We start from the raw sequence: 21726 nt of genomic DNA, 5'->3' as shown, positions 1-21726 counted from the left end.
ATGGCCGTCAAGAAACGAGGTCTCGGACGTGGACTGGATGCACTGCTGAGTGGTCCGACGGTCAGCGCGCTGGAAGAACAAGCTGCGCAGGCCGATACCCGCGAACTGCAACACCTGCCGCTGGATTTGCTGCAGCGTGGCAAATATCAGCCACGCCGCGACATGGACCCGCAGGCGCTGGAAGAACTGGCGTCGTCGATCAAGGCCCAAGGCGTCATGCAGCCTATCGTGGTGCGCCCGATTGGCGGCGGTCGCTATGAGATCATCGCCGGTGAGCGACGCTGGCGAGCCAGCCAGCAGGCCGGGCAGGAAACGATCCCGGCCATGGTTCGCGATGTACCGGACGAGACCGCTATTGCCATCGCGCTGATCGAGAACATCCAGCGCGAAGACCTCAATCCGATCGAAGAAGCGGTTGCCCTGCAGCGCTTGCAGCAGGAGTTCCAGCTGACCCAGCAACAAGTGGCTGACGCTGTGGGTAAGTCGCGGGTGACTGTGGCTAACCTGTTGCGACTTATTGCACTGCCGGAAGTCATCAAGACCATGCTGTCCCACGGCGACCTGGAAATGGGTCATGCCCGTGCTTTGCTCGGTCTGCCGGACAATCAGCAGGTTGAAGGGGCGCGACATGTTGTCGCACGAGGGCTGACCGTGCGCCAAACCGAGGCACTGGTTCGTCAGTGGTTGAGTGGCAAACCGGAGCCTGTTGAAGCAAGCAAACCCGACCCGGACATCGCTCGCCTCGAGCAGCGCCTGGCCGAGCGCCTAGGCTCTGCGGTGCAGATTCGCCATGGCAAGAAGGGCAAAGGACAACTGGTGATTGGTTATAACTCGCTCGATGAGCTGCAAGGCGTGCTCGCACACATTCGCTGAAACAATTCCTCATGTAGCGCGCAGTCGGAAATCACTACCTGACAGTTGAATAGGGGCAGAACCGCCCCTATACTCTGCGCGCATTTTGTCGGCACAAATTATGCCAAGTTATTGAATTCTGGCAGCCGACCATTGGAGAGCAAACGTGATGGAAACCCGCAAGCCAAACCGCCTGCCCTTCCATCGCCTGGCAGTTTTTCCGGTGCTGATGGCTCAATTTGTCATTTTGCTCATTGCCGCTTTGGCGCTCTGGCAATGGCATGGAGTCGTTGCCGGATACTCGGGACTTTGCGGAGGCCTGATAGCCTTGCTGCCCAATGTTTATTTCGCTCACAAGGCATTTCGGTTTTCCGGCGCCCGAGCAGCCCAGTCCATCGTCCGGTCTTTTTATGCCGGCGAGGCAGGCAAACTGATTTTGACGGCAGTGCTGTTTGCACTGGTGTTTGCAGGTGTGAAGCCACTGGCGCCGATAGCAGTATTCGGCGTGTTCGTGCTGACTCAGTCGGTCAGCTGGTTCGCTCCCCTGCTGATGAGAACAAGACTTTCGAGACCTTAGGGCGTTTGAGGCAACCATGGCAGAGACAACCGCTTCGGGCTATATCCAGCACCACTTGCAGAACCTGACTTTCGGTCAGCTACCCAACGGCGGCTGGGGCTTTGCCCACACCGCAGCAGAAGCCAAGGAAATGGGCTTCTGGGCTTTCCACGTCGATACTCTCGGCTGGTCGGTCGCGCTGGGTCTGATCTTCGTTCTTCTTTTCCGCATGGCGGCAAGGAAAGCGACTTCGGGTCAGCCGGGTGCCTTGCAGAACTTCGTTGAAGTATTGGTCGAATTCGTCGATGGCAGCGTGAAAGACAGCTTCCATGGCCGTAGCCCGGTGATTGCACCGCTGGCACTGACCATCTTCGTCTGGGTGTTCCTGATGAACGCTGTCGACCTGGTACCGGTCGACTGGATTCCTCAGCTGGCCATCCTGATCTCCGGTGATGCGCACATCCCGTTCCGCGCCGTGTCGACGACCGACCCGAACGCGACCCTGGGCATGGCCTTCTCGGTGTTCGCACTGATCATCTTCTACAGCATCAAGGTCAAGGGCATCGGCGGCTTCATCGGCGAACTGACCCTGCACCCGTTCGGCAGCAAGAACATTTTCGTTCAGGCCCTGCTGATCCCGGTGAACTTCCTGCTGGAGTTCGTGACCCTGATCGCCAAGCCGATCTCTCTGGCTCTGCGTCTGTTCGGCAACATGTATGCCGGCGAGCTGGTGTTCATTCTGATCGCTGTGATGTTCGGCAGCGGCCTGCTCTGGCTGAGTGGCCTGGGCGTTGTTCTGCAGTGGGCGTGGGCTGTGTTCCACATCCTGATCATCACCCTGCAGGCGTTCATCTTCATGATGCTGACCATCGTCTACCTGTCGATGGCGCACGAAGAAAACCATTAAGACCAGTCTCGACTAGTCTGATGTCCTTCCCGGTAAAACGGGAAGGGGCTCCTGACGGGGCATCTGAAACGATTTGTTTTACCGCTTTAATCTAAAAAACCTAAACCATACGACGTAAAAGTCGGGAGGAAAGATGGAAACTGTAGTTGGTCTAACCGCTATCGCTGTTGCACTGTTGATCGGCCTGGGCGCACTGGGTACCGCAATTGGTTTCGGCCTGCTGGGCGGCAAGTTCCTGGAAGGCGCCGCGCGTCAGCCAGAAATGGTGCCAATGCTGCAAGTTAAAATGTTCATCGTTGCCGGTCTGCTCGACGCCGTAACCATGATCGGTGTTGGTATCGCTCTGTTCTTCACCTTTGCGAACCCGTTCGTTGGTCAGATCGCTGGCTGATTACTCGGATATTCCGGGTAATTTGGTGTGATGGACAACGTAACTGCGAGGTGTTGGCGTGAACATTAATGCGACCCTGATTGGCCAGTCCGTTGCGTTCCTGATTTTTGTACTGTTCTGCATGAAGTATGTATGGCCACCGGTCATCGCTGCTCTGCACGAACGTCAAAAGAAGATCGCTGATGGTCTGGACGCTGCCAGCCGTGCAGCTCGCGACCTGGAGTTGGCCCAAGAAAAAGCGGGTCAGCAACTGCGCGAAGCGAAAGCTCAGGCAGCTGAAATCATCGAGCAAGCCAAGAAACGCGGTAACCAGATCGTCGAAGAGGCTGTTGAAAAAGCCCGTATCGACGCTGACCGTGTGAAGGTTCAGGCTCAAGCCGAGATCGAACAGGAACTGAACAGCGTCAAAGACAAGCTGCGTGCCCAAGTGGGCTTGCTGGCTGTTGGCGGCGCCGAGAAGATCCTGGGTGCCACAATCGATCAAAACGCGCACGCAGAGCTGGTTAACCAACTGGCTGCTGAAATCTAAGCGAGGGCGATCATGGCAGAACTGACCACGTTGGCCCGACCTTACGCTAAGGCGGCCTTCGAGCACGCTCAGGCCCACCAGCAACTGGCCAATTGGTCAGCCATGCTCGGCCTGGCAGCGGCGGTGTCGCAAGACGACACCCTGCAGCGCGTGCTCAAGGCCCCGCGACTGACGAGCGCAGAAAAGGCCGCCACGTTCATTGACGTGTGCGGCGACAAGTTTGATGAAAAGGCACGCAATTTCATCAACGTCGTTGCCGAAAACGACCGTCTCCTGCTTCTGCCGGAGATCGCCGCTCTGTTCGACCTGTACAAGGCCGAACAAGAGAAATCGGTAGACGTTGAAGTCACCAGTGCTTTCGCATTGAACCAAGAACAGCAAGACAAACTCGCCAAGGTTCTCAGTGCACGACTCAACCGGGAAGTGCGCCTGCAAGTTGCGGAGGATGCTGCCCTTATAGGTGGTGTCGTTATCCGCGCCGGCGACCTGGTTATCGATGGCTCGATTCGCGGCAAAATCGCGAAACTTGCCGAAGCATTGAAATCTTGAGTTTGAAGGGGCAGCAGAGCAATGCAGCAACTCAATCCTTCCGAAATAAGTGAAATTATCAAGGGCCGCATCGACAAGCTCGATGTGACCTCCCAAGCCCGTAACGAAGGCACTGTCGTCAGCGTATCTGACGGCATCGTGCGGATTCACGGTCTGGCCGACGTCATGTACGGCGAGATGATCGAGTTTCCGGGCGGCGTCTACGGTATGGCCCTCAACCTGGAGCAGGACTCCGTAGGTGCCGTAGTATTGGGCTCCTACCAGTCGCTGGCTGAAGGCATGAGCGCCAAGTGCACCGGCCGCATCCTTGAAGTTCCTGTTGGTAAGGAATTGCTGGGCCGCGTAGTCGATGCACTGGGTAACCCTGTTGACGGCAAAGGTCCACTGGGCAACACCGAGACCGACGCGGTCGAGAAAGTTGCTCCAGGCGTGATCTGGCGTAAGTCGGTAGACCAGCCTGTACAGACTGGCTACAAGGCTGTCGATGCCATGATTCCTGTCGGCCGTGGCCAGCGTGAGCTGATCATCGGTGACCGTCAGATCGGTAAGACCGCTCTGGCAATCGACGCGATCATCAACCAGAAAGACAGCGGCATTTTCTGCGTCTACGTAGCCATCGGTCAGAAGCAATCGACCATCGCCAACGTGGTTCGCAAGCTGGAAGAAAACGGCGCCCTGGCCAACACGATCATCGTGGCTGCCAGTGCTTCGGAATCTCCTGCGCTGCAATTCCTGGCACCGTACTCCGGTTGCACCATGGGTGAATTCTTCCGTGACCGCGGTGAAGACGCGCTGATCGTTTATGACGATCTGTCCAAGCAAGCAGTGGCTTACCGCCAGATTTCCCTGCTGCTGCGCCGTCCACCAGGCCGTGAAGCTTACCCAGGCGACGTGTTCTATCTCCACTCCCGTCTGCTGGAGCGCGCATCCCGCGTTTCGGAAGAATACGTAGAGAAGTTCACCAACGGCGCAGTGACCGGCAAAACCGGTTCCCTGACCGCACTGCCGATCATCGAAACCCAGGCTGGCGACGTTTCCGCGTTCGTTCCGACCAACGTGATTTCCATCACCGACGGTCAGATCTTCCTGGAATCGGCCATGTTCAACTCGGGCATCCGCCCTGCAGTGAACGCCGGTGTTTCGGTATCCCGTGTGGGTGGTGCCGCTCAGACCAAGATCATCAAGAAGCTCTCCGGTGGTATCCGTACCGCTCTGGCTCAGTACCGTGAGCTGGCGGCATTCGCCCAGTTCGCTTCTGACCTGGACGAAGCGACCCGTAAGCAACTTGAGCATGGTCAGCGCGTTACCGAGCTGATGAAGCAGAAGCAATACGCACCAATGTCGATCGCTGACATGGCGCTGTCGCTGTATGCCGCTGAGCGTGGGTTCCTGACTGACATTGAAATCGCCAAGATCGGCAGCTTCGAACAAGCGCTGATTGCTTTCTTCAACCGCGATCACGCCGATTTGATGGCCAAGATCAACGTTAAAGGTGACTTCAATGACGAAATCGACGCTGGCATGAAAGCCGGTATCGAGAAGTTCAAGGCCACCCAAACCTGGTAAGCCGCAGCGGGAGCCGCGAGGCTCCCGCTTGCTAACCTGATAGGTGTTACATGGCAGGCGCAAAAGAGATTCGCAGTAAGATTGCGAGCATCAAAAGCACGCAAAAGATTACCAGCGCCATGGAAAAAGTGGCGGTCAGCAAAATGCGCAAGGCACAAATGCGCATGGCTGCTAGCCGTCCTTATGCGGAGCGTATCCGCCAGGTAATTGGGCATCTGGCCAACGCCAACCCGGAATACCGCCACCCGTTCATGATCGACCGCGAAATCAAGCGCGTCGGTTATGTCGTCGTGAGCAGTGACCGTGGTTTGTGCGGCGGCTTGAACACCAACCTGTTCAAGGCCCTGGTCAAGGACATGGCGGTAAACCGCGAAAACGGCGTCGAGATTGATCTGTGTGTAGTCGGTAGCAAGGGTGCGGCCTTTTTCCGCAACTTCGGCGGTAACGTCGTTGCAGCTATCAGCCACCTGGGTGAAGAGCCGTCGATCAATGATCTGATCGGCAGCGTCAAGGTGATGCTGGATGCCTACCTGGACGGCCGTATTGACCGCCTGTCCGTGGTGTCCAACAAGTTCATCAACACCATGACGCAACAGCCTACCGTGGAGCAGTTGATTCCATTGGTGGCGACCCCGGATCAGGATCTCAAGCACCACTGGGACTATCTCTACGAACCGGACGCCAAAGAGCTGCTTGACGGCTTGATGGTCCGTTACGTCGAGTCGCAGGTCTACCAGGCGGTGGTCGAGAACAACGCGGCTGAACAGGCTGCGCGGATGATCGCGATGAAGAACGCTACCGACAACGCCGGTGATTTGATCAGCGATTTGCAGCTGATCTACAACAAGGCGCGTCAGGCTGCGATCACCCAAGAGATCTCGGAAATCGTCGGCGGCGCTGCCGCGGTTTAACGGTTCAAATATTCAGAGGATCCAGCTATGAGTAGCGGACGTATCGTTCAAATCATCGGCGCCGTTATCGACGTGGAATTTCCACGCGACAGCGTACCGAGCATCTACAACGCGCTGAAAGTAGTGAGCGCGGCTGAAACCACCCTGGAAGTTCAGCAGCAGCTGGGCGATGGCGTGGTTCGCACCATTGCGATGGGTTCCACCGAAGGCTTGAAGCGCGGTCTGGAAGTCACCGACTCTGGCGCAGCCATCTCCGTACCGGTCGGTAAAGCGACTCTGGGCCGGATCATGGACGTCCTCGGCAACCCGATCGACGAAGCTGGCCCGATCGACACCGAAGAGCGTTGGGGCATTCACCGTCCAGCACCTTCGTTCGCTGAACAAGCGGGCGGCAACGACCTGCTGGAAACCGGCATCAAGGTTATCGACCTGGTTTGCCCGTTCGCCAAGGGCGGTAAAGTCGGTCTGTTCGGTGGTGCCGGTGTAGGCAAAACCGTAAACATGATGGAACTGATCCGTAACATCGCCATCGAGCACAGCGGTTATTCCGTGTTCGCCGGTGTGGGTGAGCGTACTCGTGAGGGTAACGACTTCTACCACGAGATGAAGGACTCCAACGTTCTGGACAAAGTGGCACTGGTTTACGGTCAGATGAACGAGCCGCCGGGTAACCGTCTGCGCGTAGCACTGACCGGCCTGACCATGGCCGAGAAGTTCCGTGACGAAGGTAACGACGTTCTGCTGTTCGTCGACAACATCTATCGTTACACCCTGGCCGGTACCGAAGTATCCGCACTGCTGGGCCGTATGCCTTCGGCAGTAGGTTACCAGCCGACCCTGGCCGAAGAGATGGGCGTTCTGCAGGAACGTATCACTTCGACCAAGGAAGGTTCGATCACGTCGATCCAGGCGGTATACGTACCGGCGGACGACTTGACCGACCCGTCGCCAGCGACCACCTTCGCCCACTTGGACGCCACCGTCGTTCTGTCCCGTGACATCGCTTCCCTGGGTATCTACCCGGCGGTAGATCCACTGGATTCGACTTCGCGCCAGCTGGACCCGAACGTGATCGGCCAGGACCACTACGACACCGCTCGCGGCGTCCAGTACGTTCTGCAGCGTTACAAAGAGCTGAAAGACATCATCGCGATCCTGGGTATGGACGAGCTGTCGGAAGCCGACAAACAGTTGGTAAACCGTGCTCGTAAGATCCAGCGCTTCTTGTCGCAGCCGTTCTTCGTGGCTGAAGTCTTCACCGGTGCCTCGGGTAAATACGTTTCCCTGAAAGACACCATTGCTGGCTTCAAAGGCATCCTCAACGGTGACTACGACCACCTGCCAGAACAAGCGTTCTACATGGTTGGCGGCATCGAAGAAGCGATCGAGAAAGCCAAGAAACTGTAATCCCGGCGCCCGGCAACGGGCGCTAATTTAGGTTGAGGCAATCAGATGGCTATGACAGTCCATTGCGATATCGTCAGCGCGGAAGGGGAAATCTTTTCCGGCCTGGTCGAGATGGTGATTGCGCACGGTGCACTGGGTGATCTTGGTATCGCTCTGGGTCACGCGCCGCTGATCACTAATCTCAAGCCGGGTCCGATCCGCCTGATCAAGCAAGGCGGGGAAGCCGAGGTGTTCTACATCTCCGGTGGTTTCCTCGAGGTTCAGCCGAACATGGTCAAGGTGCTTGCCGATACTGTGCAACGTGCCGCCGATCTGGATGAAGCTCAGGCTCAGGCAGCGCTCAAGGCTGCCGAGAATGCGCTGAACGAAAAAGGCGCGGACTTCGACTACGGCGCCGCTGCCACACGTCTGGCCGAGGCTGCAGCCCAGCTGCGCACCGTCCAGCAGATCCGCAAGAAGTTTGGCGGTTAATCCGTCAGCCGCTTGTTGTGCGATTGATAAAAAAGGGTAGCCTCGGCTACCCTTTTTTCTTTTCAGAATTTCAAACCCCGGTCGCAGTTGCTGACCACCCAGGATTGGTAGCCAGTCATGTCTCTCGAAATCGTTATTCTCGCGGCCGGTCAAGGCACTCGTATGCGCTCGGCACTGCCGAAGGTATTGCACCCGATTGCCGGCAACTCCATGCTGGGTCATGTTATCCACAGTGCGCGGCAACTTGATCCACAGCGCATTCATGTGGTCATTGGCCATGGTGCCGATGCGGTACGCGAGCGCCTGGCCACCGACGATCTGAACTTCGTTCTGCAGGACCAGCAACTGGGTACGGGTCACGCCACGGCTCAAGCAGTGCCATTCATCAGCGCCGACACGGTATTGATCCTCTATGGTGACGTGCCTTTGATCGAAGTTGAGACCCTGCAGCGCCTGCTCAAGCATGTCGTGCCCGGGCAGATGGGTTTGCTCACTGTTGAGCTGGACGATCCGACCGGTTATGGCCGCATCGTGCGCGACGCTGATGGCAAAGTTGCGGCGATCGTAGAACACAAAGATGCCAGCGAAGCACAGCGGGCAATTACCGAAGGCAACACTGGAATCCTCGCCGTGCCGGCCAATCGCCTGGCCGACTGGATGAGTCGCCTGTCGAACAACAATGCCCAGGGCGAGTATTACCTGACCGACGTGATCGAGATGGCGGTCAGCGACGGTCTGGTGGTGGCCACCGAACAGCCGCACGATCCGATGGAAGTGCAGGGTGCCAACGATCGCAAACAGCTGGCCGAGCTGGAGCGTCATTACCAGTTGCGTGCCGGTCGCCGTTTGATGGCGCAAGGCGTGACCCTGCGTGACCCGGCGCGCTTCGATGTGCGCGGTGAAGTCACTGTGGGCCGCGACGTACTGATCGATATCAACGTGATCCTCGAAGGTCATGTGGTGATCGAAGACGACGTTGTCATCGGCCCGAATTGCGTAATCAAGGACAGCACCCTGCGTAAAGGCGTAGTGGTCAAGGCCAACAGCCACATCGAAGGCGCTGTGCTGGGGGAGGGCAGCGATGCCGGCCCGTTCGCGCGGCTGCGTCCTGGCACGGTGCTCGAAGCACGCGCGCATGTGGGTAACTTTGTCGAGTTGAAAAACGCTCACCTGGGCGAGGGCGCCAAGGCCGGGCACCTGACCTACCTGGGCGATGCCGAAATCGGCGCGCGCACCAACATCGGGGCGGGCACCATCACTTGCAACTACGACGGCGCCAACAAGTGGAAAACCGTATTGGGTACGGACGTGTTCATCGGATCGAACAATTCGCTGGTCGCGCCTGTGGATATCTCCAACGGTGCAACCACCGCGGCCGGTTCGACCATTACGCAGAATGTGGATAACGCGCAATTGGCCGTTGGCCGTGCACGGCAAAAGAACATCGACGGCTGGAAGCGGCCGGAAAAGATCAAGAAAGACTGAGTTATCCACAGCGGAAAATATGTGGGAGCGGGCTTGCTCGCGAATGCGGTGTATCAGGTGCACATTTGGCACTGACACTCCGCATTCGCGAGCAAGCCCGCTCCCACATTCGTTTTTGCGTTTGTAAAAAATCAATCAGCGACTTGACGATTTTCATCTAATAGGTTTTGATTGCTTTCGTTATCTTTCGAATCGAAACTTAAGCCGCCATGTCGAAACGCAACACGCCCCAGCGCCGTCACAATATTCTCGCCTTGCTCAACGAGCAGGGCGAGGTCAGTGTCGACGAGCTGGCCAGACGCTTCGAAACTTCGGAAGTTACGATTCGCAAGGATCTGGCTGCGCTTGAAACCCATGGTCTGTTGCTGCGTCGCTACGGCGGAGCAATCACCATGCCCCAAGAGTTGGTCGCGGAACCTGCCCAGAGCGTTTCCAGCTACAAGCAGGCGATCGCTCGTGCGGCGGTCAAACGCATCCGTGAACACGCGCGCATCATCATCGACAGCGGCAGCACTACCGCGGCGATGATTCCCGAACTCGGCCAGCAGCCGGGTCTGGTGGTGATGACCAATTCCCTTCACGTCGCCAACGCCCTGAGCGAACTTGAGCACGAGCCGGTGCTGCTGATGACCGGCGGCACCTGGGATCCGCATTCGGAATCCTTTCAGGGCCAGGTCGCCGAGCAAGTACTACGCTCGTATGACTTCGACCAGTTGTTCATCGGTGCCGATGGCATCGACCTGGTGCGTGGCACCACCACCTTCAATGAGTTGCTGGGTCTGAGCCGCGTGATGGCCGAAGTCGCGCGCGAAGTCATTGTCATGGTCGAAGCCGACAAGATCGGTCGCAAGATTCCCAATCTGGAGTTGCCCTGGAGCAGCGTCCATACCCTCATTACCGATGATCGCCTGCCCGATGCTGCACGCGATCAGCTCCAATCCCGCGGTATCAACGTGATTTGCGCGGCTGTCAGTCAGGAGAATTAAACATGTGTGGAATTGTTGGCGCAGTGGCCGAACGTAATATCACTGCCATCCTTCTCGAAGGCCTCAAGCGCCTCGAATACCGCGGCTATGACAGTGCCGGTGTAGCTGTTTTTACCAACGACGCAACCCTTGAGCGCATGCGCCGCCCGGGTAAAGTCAGCGAACTTGACGCCGCGCTGGCCGAGCATCCGCTGGTGGGGCGACTTGGTATTGCCCACACCCGCTGGGCCACCCACGGCGCCCCGTGCGAGCGCAACGCTCACCCGCATTTCTCCGGCGATATCGCGGTGGTGCACAACGGCATCATTGAAAACCACGAAGCGCTGCGCGAACAGCTCAAGGCGCTGGGTTACGTGTTTACCTCTGACACCGACACCGAGGTGATCGCGCACTTGCTGACGCACAAGCTCAAGGACCAGCCTGACCTGACCGTTGCGCTCAAGGCTACGGTCAAGGAATTGCACGGTGCGTACGGTCTGGCGGTGATCAATGCCAAGCAGCCGGATCGTCTGGTCGCCGCGCGCAGTGGCAGCCCGCTGGTGATCGGCCTCGGCCTGGGTGAAAACTTCCTCGCGTCCGACCAACTGGCCCTGCGTCAGGTTACCGACCGTTTCATGTACCTGGAAGAAGGCGATATCGCCGAAATTCAACGCGACAGCGTGCAGATCTGGGACGTCACCGGCAAAGCGGTCGAGCGTCAGACTGTGCAATACAGCGACGGTGCCGAAGCGGCCGACAAAGGCGAATTCCGCCACTACATGCTCAAGGAAATTCACGAACAACCGGCGGTGGTACAACGCACGCTCGAAGGCCGTCTGAGCGACCAGCAAGTGCTGGTACAGGCTTTCGGCCCGCAAGCGCCCGAGCTGTTCGCCAAGGTCCGCAACGTGCAAATCGTCGCCTGCGGCACCAGTTACCATGCCGGCATGGTTGCCCGCTACTGGCTTGAAGAACTGGCCGGCATCCCCTGCCAGGTCGAGGTCGCCAGCGAGTTCCGCTATCGCAAAGTCGTGGTGCAGCCGGACACCTTGTTCGTGACCATCTCACAGTCCGGTGAAACCGCCGACACCCTGGCGGCCCTGCGCAATGCCAAAGAGCTGGGTTTCCTCGCCAGCCTGGCCATCTGCAACGTCGGCATCAGCTCGCTGGTGCGCGAATCCGACCTGACCCTGCTGACCCAGGCCGGCCGCGAAATCGGTGTGGCCTCCACCAAAGCCTTCACCACGCAACTGGTCGGGCTGCTGCTGTTGACCCTGTCGCTGGGTCAGGTTCGCGGTACGTTAGGCCAAGGCGTCGAAGCCACACTGGTCGAAGAACTGCGCCGCCTGCCCACCCGTCTGGGCGAAGCGCTGGCGATGGACAGCACCGTGGAAAAAATCGCCGAGCTGTTTGCCGAGAAAAACCACACCTTGTTCCTCGGCCGAGGCGCGCAGTTCCCGGTGGCGATGGAAGGTGCCTTGAAACTCAAGGAAATCTCCTATATCCACGCCGAAGCCTACCCGGCCGGGGAGTTGAAACACGGCCCGCTGGCGCTTGTAGATAACGACATGCCGGTGGTCACCGTCGCGCCCAACAACGAACTGCTGGAAAAGCTCAAGTCCAACTTGCAGGAAGTCCGCGCCCGTGGCGGCGAACTGGTGGTGTTCGCCGACGAGAAAGCCGGAATGACCAACGGCGAAGGCACCCACGTCGTACAGATGCCGCACATCCACGACATCCTCTCGCCGATTCTCTACACGATTCCGCTGCAGTTGCTGTCGTACTACGTCGCGGTGCTCAAGGGCACGGACGTTGACCAGCCGCGTAACCTGGCGAAGTCGGTGACGGTGGAGTAAGTTATCCACCGCTAAAGAATAGATTTTCGAGCAATGCCAAAGCCCCTGATTTCAGGGGCTTTTTCTATTTAAGGGCTTCTACCGAATGTACGAATGGGCGTTGCGGGATTATCGATGTCGAAGAGCGGGTTGCGGTGAGCCCTGCTCACCACAGTCGGCAATAAATTTCTCGCCCCTGTGCAGGTGACGAGAATACGCCGTTAAACCACCGCGGCAGCCGCGCCGGGTTCACCGTCGACCACTACGTTGTACGGTGCCTGTTCGCGATCACGCAGACCGTAATCACGAATCACCGATGTCACACGCACGCGATAGTCATCGAAGATTTTGTCGCGTCCGGCGCGCTGTGCCGACAGGTGGGCTGTCACGTTGCGCCATTGCACCACGGCCTCCTCATCGCGCCAGGTAGTGACCGACATCACCTTCTTGGGGTTGAGCGTGCTTTGAAAGCACTCGACGGAGATAAACCCGTCCATGGGTTCAAGCAGCGGGGTCAGCTTGTTGACCAGGTCAACATAGGTCTCGCCCTGGCCTGGCAGTGCCTGTAACTCAAACAAAACGACGATCATTTTTGATTCCTCATCCTTGATATTTTTCAGGTGGTTTTACACGGTGCAAATGCGCTGGGCGGGTGCCCGACCGCTATCAGTGTTTTATCGGGGCGCCCAGGTTGTTCAGCCAGGCCCGCATGACTTGGCTCGCGGCGCGGGTGAGGCGGTCGCCGAGGTGAATGGCCTCGCTGCGCAGCGCAACAGGGTCGATGCCGGTTTGTGCAAGTTCGCTGGCATGGCCAACCAGCCATTGCTCGATGTTGGCGGTATCGGCTTCGAGGTGAAATTGCAGGCCGAGAATCGTGTTGCCCACGGCGAACGCCTGATGAGCACCCACCGGGGTACTGGCCAGCAGCACAGCGCCTTCTGGCACATCGAACTGATCGCCGTGCCAGTGCAGCACGGGGGTGTCCATCAGTGCGGCGAGCGGCGAGTCTTGACCGGCCGCGGTCAGGGTCAGCGGTGAAAAACCGATCTCCTTGACCCCCATCGGGTAGACGTCGGCCTGCATGGCCCGGGCGATCAGTTGCGCACCGAGGCAGATGCCCAGCAGGGGATTTCCCGACGCAACGCGCTGGCGCACCAGTTTCAACTCGTCGTGCAAAAACGGATACAAATGCTCGTCATAGGCTCCAATCGGGCCGCCGAGCACGATCAACAAGTCGGCCTGCAGCACCGGCTCGCTGTAGATGGCGTCGACCGTGGGGTCCAGGTAAATCAGCGTATAGCCTGCTTCGGCGAGAACGGCATCCAGGGTGCCAACGTCTTCGAAGTGAATGTGGCGCAATGCAATGGCAGTTTTCATGGAAAAAACCAGTTGTTGAAGTAAGGGCGGTAAGTGTTCATACCGTGGTTGAGAGGTCGACTTTGATCGTCCCGGATTGCGGGAAGGTGCAGCAGGCGAGGGCGTAGCCGTCGTCCTTGTCCTTGTCGGTCAGGCAAAAGTCGGGTTCAAGGGTGTAGTGACCCTCCGATACCTTCAGCCGGCAGTGACCGCAGATGCCGGCGCGGCAAAGGCTGCGCACCGCGATGCCGCTGGTTTCAAGCATCTCCAGCAAACTCTTGCCGGCGGGCGGCTCCAGCACCTGATCGTTGTGGTTCAAGTGCAGGCGCAGCGTCGCGTCGGCTTGAGCCTGCGGCTGAGCGGCGCAGGCCGGCGCGGCCGGTGGTGTGAATGACTCGATGAGCAAGCGGCTCGCGGGGAACATGGCCAGGGTGTGTTCGCGCATGCCCTGGGCGAAGCCATGGCTGCCGCAGATCACCACGCGGTCGGGATTACCCAGCCGGCTCAGGTCCTGGATCTGCGGACGACCGGCGCTGAAGTGTCCGTTGTTGTTGACCGCTTCGCGGGTTACGAACACCTGCAAGGAGAACCACGATGTGGTCAGCTCAAGCTCCAGCAACTCCTGTAGAAACGCAATCTCGGCGATGGACGGCACACACAGCAGCAGGCTCACATCGGGCACCGCCAATCCGCGTCGCGCACGCTCGGCCAGGCCACGCAACAATGCAATCGGCAAGGTGATGCCGATGCCGCCGGCGAGCATGCCGACCTGGCGGCAACCCAGAACCGACTCCAGCGAAATATCACCTGCGACAAACTGCATCGCGATGCTTGAGCCGGCTTGCAGCGTAGTGTGCAACTGGTCCGAAACTCCGCCATGGCCTTCACGCTTGATCGCAATGTCGAACCGGTCGACGCCATGCTTGCGCGTGATCGAATACAACCGTTGGTGATAGGTGCCCGCCATGTCAGCGGCGTGCAGGGCCACGTGTCTGCCAGCCTCCAGGCTGTCGAGAAATTCGACGGGGGCGTCCACCGCGCGCAGGGTGAAGACTTTTACGTTGGCCGTTTCAGTGCTTACGTGTTCGCACAGGGCCGTGAGGAATGCCATGCCGTTCATGCGCGGGCCTTCTCGCCTAAGGTTTCAATGGCATGCTCGGCACTGCTGAGGCCGTTGCCGGTCAAGCCGATCCGGTCTATCAGGGCTTCGAGCGAGTCGGTGTAGACGCTGATTTCGTTGTTGTCGCCCACGTCACGCACGATCTCGCCGGCGTGGGGGAAATCCAGCATCGAAAACACGTTGGACCATGCGCCCATTTCGTTATTGGCGAACATCTGCACCGTGCGCAGGATGATCGCGCGCAGGTACTCGCGTTCCTTGCGGCTCAGGCCATTGACGATGTCGGAAGCGACGAAGCTGAAGACGCTGGAATGGCTCCACTCGTCCATGGCATGGGTGCGCGTGACCTCATGGCACACTGCCTGAATGCTGGCGTCCTCGGCCATGGTCTTGAGGTAGTCGGTGATGAGCGTTTCGCTGGCACACGCGACGCCGAAGCGGGTCAGGCGTCGCTCCCATTCGGCAGTGCAGTTGGCCAAGAGGGCCTCGCGCCAGGTCACCAGGTTGAACGCGCTGAAGTCCAGAGGGGGGAGTTTGCGCATGTCATAGATATAGTTGCAGGCCATGATGGACATGCGCGTGTGCAGGGCTTCGTCGAGCAGTGCCTGAGACATCACGTCTTGCAGCAGGGCGCGGTTGTTGCTCGGCGGCGGGGTCTTGATAATGTCCTCGCAGGCCGGCACGACCACATTGCATTCGATGTAGATGGTCTTTAGGTTGTAGATGCCCCACGCATAGGACAGACATTTGGATTGCAGGTCCTGAGGGGCTTCGAGCCAGGCCTGGTGATGACGAAACGGTAACAGCGACAGACTGAAGTCGTGCTTGTCGGCATCGAAGGCGAGGCCCCAGTAGTTCGGTTGCGGGTTGTTGACGGCCGCGCGGGTTTTCCAGAGCGTGGAGAGTTTGGCCAGCATGTTTTTTACTACGTCATCGGTACCACAATTCAAACGTTCCATGTTTTAACTCCAAGGGAATCGGCTATTGGTGTTGGGGTTTACCGTGCAGTCCTTGCAAAAATAACGAGTGCGCACAAGCGAGGGGTGCAGCGCAATAAATGCGGGACGGCGCCCTTCAAGTCTGCGGCAAAAACACGTGGCGGCTATTGATTCAGGTCACTTGAAAGCCACTTGGAGTGCTGCCATTTTTCGGACCCTTGCCATGGACCGCTCCTGTATCAGGGTCAGTACAACGGTCAGGCTCATGAAGGCGGCGCTGGCCCAGAAAATGGCGTTGGGCTGACCTTGGTCGAGCAGCCAGCCGAACCCGACTGGCCCGATGGCGCCACCGATGTTGAAGCCGGTAGAGACGATGCCGAAGGTTTTGCCTTCAGCACCCTTCGGGGCAGCCGCCCGTACCAGCATGTCGCGGGACGGGGCGATCACTCCAGTCAGAAAGCCCGCAGCCCCCAGCACGATCAGCAGTGCGGGCTCGCTCAAGCGTGCCGTGGCGACCAGCAGCATCAGCACGGTGGCCAAGGCGAACGCGCTGGCCGCGACTACGCCATGGCGGCGAGTCCGGTCGGCCAATGCTCCCCCCGCCAGCACGCCGAAAGCGCTGGCAAAGAGGAAGGCGGTCAACGCCGAGTTGGCCCAAGTCAAGGCCACGCCCTGACCTTGCATCAGGGCGGCGACCGAGAACTTCTCAATCGCGCCGGTGCTCAGGTTCAGCAGCACGAACAACAGGGTCAGGCTGAGCACCATAGGCGAGAGCAGCGACAGGCGACTGGCGCCGATGGGTGTCGGCTCTGCAGCGGGATACACGTGAGTGACTCGGGCCAGTGCGGAGCCAGGGAGCAACAATAGCGCCAGCACGAAAAAGCCCACCAGGGCCGCAGCCGCGAAGGCCATGGGCAGGTTGCTCGCCATCGCGATACTCAGCAAAAACACCGGGGCCACGGCCGCGCCAAGGAACCCGGCAAAGGTATGCACGGAGAACGCCTTACCTATGTGGGCGGGGTCAATGTGGCGCGACAGCAGGGCGTAGTCGGCCGGGTGATAAATGGCGTTGGCGACACCGGCCAGCACCATGCCGATCAACAAACAGGTGTAGCCGGGCATGAGTGCAATCAGCAGGAAACTGCTGCTGCCCAGTGCCAGCGCGACCGAGAGCAAACGCCTGGCACCGTAGCGGTCCACGGCAAACCCCATGGGTGCCTGCACCAGCGCCGTAACGATATTGAACAGACTCAACGCCAGGCCCAGCTCCACATATTCCACGTTGAAAAAAGCCGGAAGCAAGGGGAATAGCGCCGCCAGCACCATGATGTGCAAATGACTGACAAAGTGTGCGGCGGCGACCTGAGGCAGCAACCCGATACGAATCGTCATGGCGAAACCCGTGTAGTGAGCATGGCAAATCCGGCGCAGAGCTTAATAAGGCGCCGGTCTTGCGCGATAGTCCATTACCGATGCGGCCACCAGACCACTTTTAATGGCGGCGATTTCACCACGCCTGCCCCCGCTTAGACGCGTGGCAAGGACTTTGGGTGCGGTGGTCTGCAACAACCGAGTGAACTGGTATGGTTGGCCGGCCCTTGGGCGGCTAGGGTAGTGCGGCGTGTTATCGGGCGTTTACAAAGGAGTGACCATGCCGCATTTCGCTTATCAGGAGGGCCACGCTCTGCCTGGGGTCAGTGGCGTTGCGCTGCCCCAGGTGGACGGGCAGGTGTGGCGCGCCATTGACGCCGAGCGCCAGCGCCAAGTGCAGTCAATCGAGCTGATCGCCGCTGAGAATGTGGTCAGTCGTGCGGTGCTCGAAGCCCAAGGGTCGGTACTGACCAACAAATATGCCGAGGGCTACGCAGGGCGTCGCTATTACGCCAGTTGCTGCAATGTCGATGCAATTGAAGAGCTCGCCATCGAACGGGCCAGGCAGCTGTTCAGCTGTGCCTATGCCAACCTGCAGCCTCATTCGGGCAGCCAGGCCAACCAGGCGGTGTTTCTGGCTCTGCTGGCGCCGGGGGACAAGATCCTCGGCCTTGACCTCAAGTCCGGTGGGCACCTGTCCCATGGTGCTGCGTTCAACTTGTCCGGGCGCTGGTTTCAGGCCCTCAGCTATGGCGTGCACCCGGTGACCCACAGGGTCGACATGGATCAGGTCGAGCAGATCGCCCGACAAGAACGTCCACGCCTGATCATCGCAGGGGCCTCGGCGTATTCACGAGCGCTGGATTTCGCCAGGTTTCGTGCGATTGCCGACGAGGTGGGTGCGTACCTGATGGCCGACATTGCCCACGTTGCAGGGCTGGTCGCGGGTGGTGCGTATCCGTCTCCTGTGCCGTTCGCCCATGTCACTACCCTCAGTACCCATGCCACATTGCGCGGCCCGCGTGGCGGGATGATCCTGTGTAATGAGCAGGCCATTGCGCAGAAGATCAATGCAGCGGTGTACCCCGGCCTGCAGGGCGCAGCACTGATGCATATCGTTGCAGCCAAGGCCGTGGCGCTGGGTGAGGCATTGCAACCGGCGTTCGGCGCTTACGCCCACGCCGTGGTCGCCAACGCCCAGGCCTTGTGCGGCCGATTGGCTGAAGGTGGGTTGTTGGTCGTGTCGGGAGGGACCGACTGTCACTTGGGGGTGATTGACCTGCGGCCGTGGGGCCTGGCGGGGAATGTCGCCGAACGAGCGCTGGAGGCAATCGGTATTACCGTGAACAAAAATGTGGTGCCCGGCGATGAGGTCAAGCCCACCGTGACGTCCGGGATTCGTCTCGGCAGTGCGGCGTGCACTTCGCGTGGCATGGGGGTCGATGAATTCAGAGAGATCGGCGACATGATTCTGGCCATGCTCGGTGGCGTACGCAGCGGTGCCCTTGACGGCCGCACTGAACGCTCGATTCGTGAAGGTATCAGCGACCTGACCAAGCGTTTCAGGCTGCCGTATTAACCGTCTGCGCTTTTTTGCAAAGGAAATCCGATGCCCGACATCATCCCCACCGGCCGCCTGGCGGCTACCCGCACGTCACGTTTCAGGTTGTTCACCACCGCCAAGCCGCAACCCGTCAGCACGGTTGAACACTCCATGCTGCCCCGGCGTGCGCGGATGGCCGTCCAGGCCCAGCAGTTGCTGATGAACTATGCGCTGGGCCATTAGATTTTCAGGGCGTTGGCCAGACGCAACATGGCGGCTTCTATTTCATACGCGGTCAGTGAGGAGTAACCCAGCAGCCAGCCCTGTTGCTTCGGTTCGCCCGCGTACAAGCCGCTGAGGCCGGACAGTTGCACGCCGGCAGTGGCGGCCTGGCGGATGGTTTTTTCCTCGGACCATCCGGCTTTCAACAAGCAGGGGATTTGCAACCCGCCCGGCGGCAGTTCGGCGTTGACCACCGTGCTCAAGTACTTGCCGATGGCGTCGTGCATGATCGATCGGCGTCCGGCATATAGCTTGCGCATGGCCCGGACATGCGCGTTGTAATGGCCGTCCTCCATAAAGCGCGCCAGCGTCAGTTGCAGCGTTTGCGGAGTGTGGCCGTCCATCATGCTGCGCGCATAGGCAAAGGGCTTGACCAGTTCGCAGGGCAGCACCATGTATCCCATGCGCAGTCCGGGGTAGAGGGTTTTGCTGAACGTGCCGATGTAGAGCGTGCGCTGATACTTGTCCAGGCCTTGCACGCACGCCGTGGGTTGCCCGTCGTAATGGAACTCGCTGTCGTAGTCGTCCTCGATGATCCACTTGCCTTTTTGCGCCGCCCAATTGATCAACTCAAGACGCCGCTCCAGCGGCAATGTCGCGCCGGTGGGGTATTGGTGAGAGGGCGTGACATACACGCAATTGGCGCCGCTGCGGTCGGCGTACAACAGGTCGGTACGGATGCCCTGTTCATCGACATCAATGGGCATCACCTTGGTTTCGGCGATCTGGAAGGCCTTGCGGGCGCCATAGTAGCCGGGGTTTTCCATCAGGATCGGCTTGCCGGCGTCTACCAGCAATTGCGCGCACAGATACAACGCCTGACGCGTACTGCTCAAGACCAGTATCTGGTCGGGGGAGCATTTGGCGCCGCGTTCGAGGTTCAGGTAGGTGGCGATCGCTTTGCGCAGGGGCTCAGCCCCTTGTGGATCGCCATGCAGCAGCACGCTTGCGCGATAGTCCTTCATGACCTGGCGTTGCAAACGCTCCCAGACATCCGTCGGGAAACTGCGGGTTTCCGGCAGGCCGGTAGCGAATGCCTTGATGACTTGCTGATCGCGCACGCCGCCGGTGTCGAAGATCATGCGTCCGCGTTGGCTGAGTGCTGCGCCCGGTGCGGCGACGCTGCTCCTGATCTCCTGAGCCCTGAGGCGTCGGCGGCCAGCACCGCGCAATTCGACGCCCACCGTGTCGCAGACGTAACTGCCGGCGCCTTCGCGGCGCACGATAAACCCGTCCCGATGCAACTGCACATAAGCATTCTCAACGGTATCGCGGGCGCACCCCAGTGATTTGGACAGCACCCGCGTGGCGGGCAGTTTCAAGCCGGGGCCGAGGGCGCCGTCGAGAATCAGCGCACGCAATGCACGCTGGATCCGCTGATGCAGATCCAGCAGCTGAAATTCAGCGTCGTTGAGGCGCATCTTCAGGGTTTCCAGCTCGAAGGTCTTGGCCATGTGGTCTGCTCTCTTTCCATGAACTGGCAGGTAAAGGCAGGCCAGTTTATCCGTAGACTCTGGCCCTCGCTACTGCACCTTTACCTCGATTGATGACGCGAGGGCGAGCGTTCTCGAACAGGAGTTACTCAACCATGGCTCGGTCACACAACTTCAGTGCAGGCCCCACCGCGGTGCCGTTGGACGTCCTCACTCAGGCGCACGAGGAGTTTTTCGATTTTGCCGGCACCGGCATGTCGGTGATGGAAATCAGCCATCGTTCGCAGGTATTCATGGCGGTGGCCCGTGATGCCGAACGGGACCTGCGCGATATTCTCGGGGTGCCGCCCGCCTACAAAGTGCTGTTCCTGCAAGGCGGCGCCTCGTTGCAGTTCGCACAAGTGCCGATGAACCTGATCGGCGATAAAGGCACGGCGGATTACCTGCACACCGGCCTCTGGTCGGGCAAGGCGATCGAGGCCGCCCGGCGCTACTGCGATGTGCGCGTGGTTGCCAGCGCCCACGCGTCCGGTTTCGACCATGTCCCCCACGCCTCGGACTGGCGCCTTAACGCCGACGCCGCCTACCTGCACTACACCGAGAATGAGACGGTGCACGGCGTGCAGTTCATCGACACGCCCTCGAGCGACGCGCCGCTGGTATGCGATGCCTGTTCAAGCCTGCTGTCCAAGCCGATCGACATCGCCAGGCATGGGCTGGTGTATGCCGCCGCGCAGAAAAACATGGGCGTGGCCGGGTTGACGGTGGTCATCGTGGACCCGGCGTTGCTGGAGCGTTCCCATGCCTTTACCCCGGACATCCTCAACTACGCGCGCATCAGCGACGCGCAGTCGATGCTCAATACCCCTGCGACCTTCCCCTGGTACCTCACAGGCCTGACGCTCAAGTGGATCAAGCGCAGTGGCGGTCTGCAGGCCCTGCATCAGCGCAACCAGGCCAAGGCGCGAATGCTTTACCGCGCCATCGATGAAAGTGACGGGTTTTATCGCAACTCGGTGCAGGCACCCTATCGCTCCATCAATAACGTGCCCTTCCGCTTGGCAGAAGTGGCGCTGGAGAAGACCTTTTTGCGGCAAGCGGAGCAGGCCGGCCTCAACGGCCTCAAAGGCCACGTCAGCGTCGGCGGCCTGCGCGCCAGCCTCTACAACGCCGTTTCAGTGGCGGCAGTCGAAGCGCTGTGCGATTTCATGAGCGCCTTTGCACGTGAGCACGGCTGAGCCGACCACAAAAAGTGGTCT

At 59.5% G+C, this 21726-nt stretch carries 22 protein-coding genes; 16 read left to right on the top strand and 6 right to left on the bottom strand.

All coding sequences use genetic code 11. The annotated features are described in order from the left end of the window. From HU765_RS02015 to glmS, 13 genes are all read left to right on the top strand, one after another. The gene (locus HU765_RS02015) at window positions 1-873 is read left to right on the top strand and encodes a ParB/RepB/Spo0J family partition protein (RefSeq protein ID WP_186618842.1); all 873 of its coding nucleotides are present in this window, start codon (window positions 1-3) and stop codon (window positions 871-873) included. Window positions 874-1021: 148 nt separating this feature from the next. Then, window positions 1022-1429 (top strand): F0F1 ATP synthase subunit I, encoded by a 408-nt coding sequence (locus HU765_RS02010; protein ID WP_008084411.1) that lies wholly within the window; start codon window positions 1022-1024, stop codon window positions 1427-1429. 16 nt (window positions 1430-1445) lie between these two features. Beyond that, window positions 1446-2315, top strand: coding sequence for a F0F1 ATP synthase subunit A (gene atpB / locus HU765_RS02005; RefSeq protein ID WP_186618841.1), 870 nt, complete (start codon window positions 1446-1448; stop codon window positions 2313-2315). A gap of 133 nt (window positions 2316-2448) precedes the next feature. After that, window positions 2449-2706, top strand: coding sequence for a F0F1 ATP synthase subunit C (gene atpE / locus HU765_RS02000; protein ID WP_003097235.1), 258 nt, complete (start codon window positions 2449-2451; stop codon window positions 2704-2706). A 58-nt stretch (window positions 2707-2764) separates the two neighbouring features. Continuing rightward, on the top strand, window positions 2765-3235 hold the full coding sequence (locus HU765_RS01995; RefSeq protein ID WP_016772403.1) for a F0F1 ATP synthase subunit B: 471 nt from the start codon (window positions 2765-2767) through the stop codon (window positions 3233-3235). Window positions 3236-3247: 12 nt separating this feature from the next. Further along, complete coding sequence (locus HU765_RS01990) at window positions 3248-3784, top strand: F0F1 ATP synthase subunit delta (RefSeq protein ID WP_016772404.1); 537 nt, start codon at window positions 3248-3250, stop codon at window positions 3782-3784. Window positions 3785-3805: 21 nt separating this feature from the next. Further along, on the top strand, window positions 3806-5350 hold the full coding sequence (atpA, locus tag HU765_RS01985; RefSeq protein WP_103302851.1) for a F0F1 ATP synthase subunit alpha: 1545 nt from the start codon (window positions 3806-3808) through the stop codon (window positions 5348-5350). 50 nt (window positions 5351-5400) lie between these two features. Next, the gene (atpG, locus tag HU765_RS01980) at window positions 5401-6261 is read left to right on the top strand and encodes a F0F1 ATP synthase subunit gamma (protein ID WP_007911960.1); all 861 of its coding nucleotides are present in this window, start codon (window positions 5401-5403) and stop codon (window positions 6259-6261) included. A 27-nt stretch (window positions 6262-6288) separates the two neighbouring features. Continuing rightward, on the top strand, window positions 6289-7668 hold the full coding sequence (gene atpD / locus HU765_RS01975; RefSeq protein WP_007911961.1) for a F0F1 ATP synthase subunit beta: 1380 nt from the start codon (window positions 6289-6291) through the stop codon (window positions 7666-7668). A 45-nt stretch (window positions 7669-7713) separates the two neighbouring features. Beyond that, entirely contained in the window at window positions 7714-8139 is a 426-nt protein-coding gene (locus tag HU765_RS01970) for a F0F1 ATP synthase subunit epsilon (RefSeq protein ID WP_016772407.1), read from the top strand. A gap of 117 nt (window positions 8140-8256) precedes the next feature. After that, window positions 8257-9624, top strand: coding sequence for a bifunctional UDP-N-acetylglucosamine diphosphorylase/glucosamine-1-phosphate N-acetyltransferase GlmU (glmU, locus tag HU765_RS01965; RefSeq protein ID WP_186618840.1), 1368 nt, complete (start codon window positions 8257-8259; stop codon window positions 9622-9624). Window positions 9625-9833: 209 nt separating this feature from the next. Beyond that, window positions 9834-10610 (top strand): DeoR family transcriptional regulator, encoded by a 777-nt coding sequence (locus HU765_RS01960; protein ID WP_186618839.1) that lies wholly within the window; start codon window positions 9834-9836, stop codon window positions 10608-10610. 2 nt (window positions 10611-10612) lie between these two features. Then, window positions 10613-12445: a glutamine--fructose-6-phosphate transaminase (isomerizing) gene (glmS, locus tag HU765_RS01955; RefSeq protein ID WP_186618838.1), complete on the top strand. Its 1833-nt coding sequence runs from the start codon at window positions 10613-10615 to the stop codon at window positions 12443-12445. 200 nt (window positions 12446-12645) lie between these two features. Here the strand turns inward: glmS and HU765_RS01950 are convergent, their stop codons facing one another. The 5 genes from HU765_RS01950 to HU765_RS01930 form a co-directional block, all read right to left on the bottom strand. Further along, window positions 12646-13014, bottom strand: a complete 369-nt coding sequence (locus tag HU765_RS01950; protein WP_186546214.1) for an antibiotic biosynthesis monooxygenase — start codon at window positions 13012-13014, stop codon at window positions 12646-12648. A 76-nt stretch (window positions 13015-13090) separates the two neighbouring features. After that, the gene (locus tag HU765_RS01945) at window positions 13091-13801 is read right to left on the bottom strand and encodes a glutamine amidotransferase (protein WP_186618837.1); all 711 of its coding nucleotides are present in this window, start codon (window positions 13799-13801) and stop codon (window positions 13091-13093) included. Between the two features lie 37 nt (window positions 13802-13838). Next, a complete protein-coding gene (locus HU765_RS01940; RefSeq protein ID WP_186618836.1) occupies window positions 13839-14900 on the bottom strand; it encodes a 2Fe-2S iron-sulfur cluster-binding protein in 1062 nt (353 codons plus the stop codon). Then, window positions 14897-15859, bottom strand: a complete 963-nt coding sequence (locus HU765_RS01935; RefSeq protein WP_186618835.1) for a diiron oxygenase — start codon at window positions 15857-15859, stop codon at window positions 14897-14899. Before HU765_RS01935 ends, HU765_RS01940 begins: the two co-directional genes overlap by 4 nt. 156 nt (window positions 15860-16015) lie before the next feature. Continuing rightward, entirely contained in the window at window positions 16016-17230 is a 1215-nt protein-coding gene (locus HU765_RS01930) for an MFS transporter (protein WP_186546210.1), read from the bottom strand. A 259-nt stretch (window positions 17231-17489) separates the two neighbouring features. Between HU765_RS01930 and HU765_RS01925 the strand changes: the two genes are divergently transcribed. Both HU765_RS01925 and HU765_RS01920 read left to right on the top strand, forming a co-directional pair. Continuing rightward, on the top strand, window positions 17490-18788 hold the full coding sequence (locus HU765_RS01925; protein WP_186546209.1) for a serine hydroxymethyltransferase: 1299 nt from the start codon (window positions 17490-17492) through the stop codon (window positions 18786-18788). A gap of 30 nt (window positions 18789-18818) precedes the next feature. Then, complete coding sequence (locus tag HU765_RS01920; protein WP_186546208.1) at window positions 18819-18995, top strand: hypothetical protein; 177 nt, start codon at window positions 18819-18821, stop codon at window positions 18993-18995. Here HU765_RS01920 and HU765_RS01915 read toward each other — a convergent pair. Then, window positions 18992-20488, bottom strand: a complete 1497-nt coding sequence (locus HU765_RS01915; RefSeq protein WP_186618834.1) for a PLP-dependent aminotransferase family protein — start codon at window positions 20486-20488, stop codon at window positions 18992-18994. The two genes, HU765_RS01920 and HU765_RS01915, sit on opposite strands and share 4 nt — an antisense overlap. A 134-nt stretch (window positions 20489-20622) precedes the next feature. Here HU765_RS01915 and serC point away from each other — a divergent pair, with 134 nt between their 5' ends. Then, complete coding sequence (serC, locus tag HU765_RS01910; RefSeq protein WP_186546206.1) at window positions 20623-21705, top strand: 3-phosphoserine/phosphohydroxythreonine transaminase; 1083 nt, start codon at window positions 20623-20625, stop codon at window positions 21703-21705. The last annotated feature ends 21 nt before the right edge of the window (window positions 21706-21726 follow it).

It is taken from the genome of Pseudomonas sp. SWRI81 (assembly GCF_014268545.1).
GTDB lineage: Bacteria > Pseudomonadota > Gammaproteobacteria > Pseudomonadales > Pseudomonadaceae > Aquipseudomonas > Aquipseudomonas hamedanensis.
The sequence above is the reverse complement of the archived record's forward strand: the minus strand, read 5'-3'. Positions and strand labels throughout refer to the sequence as shown.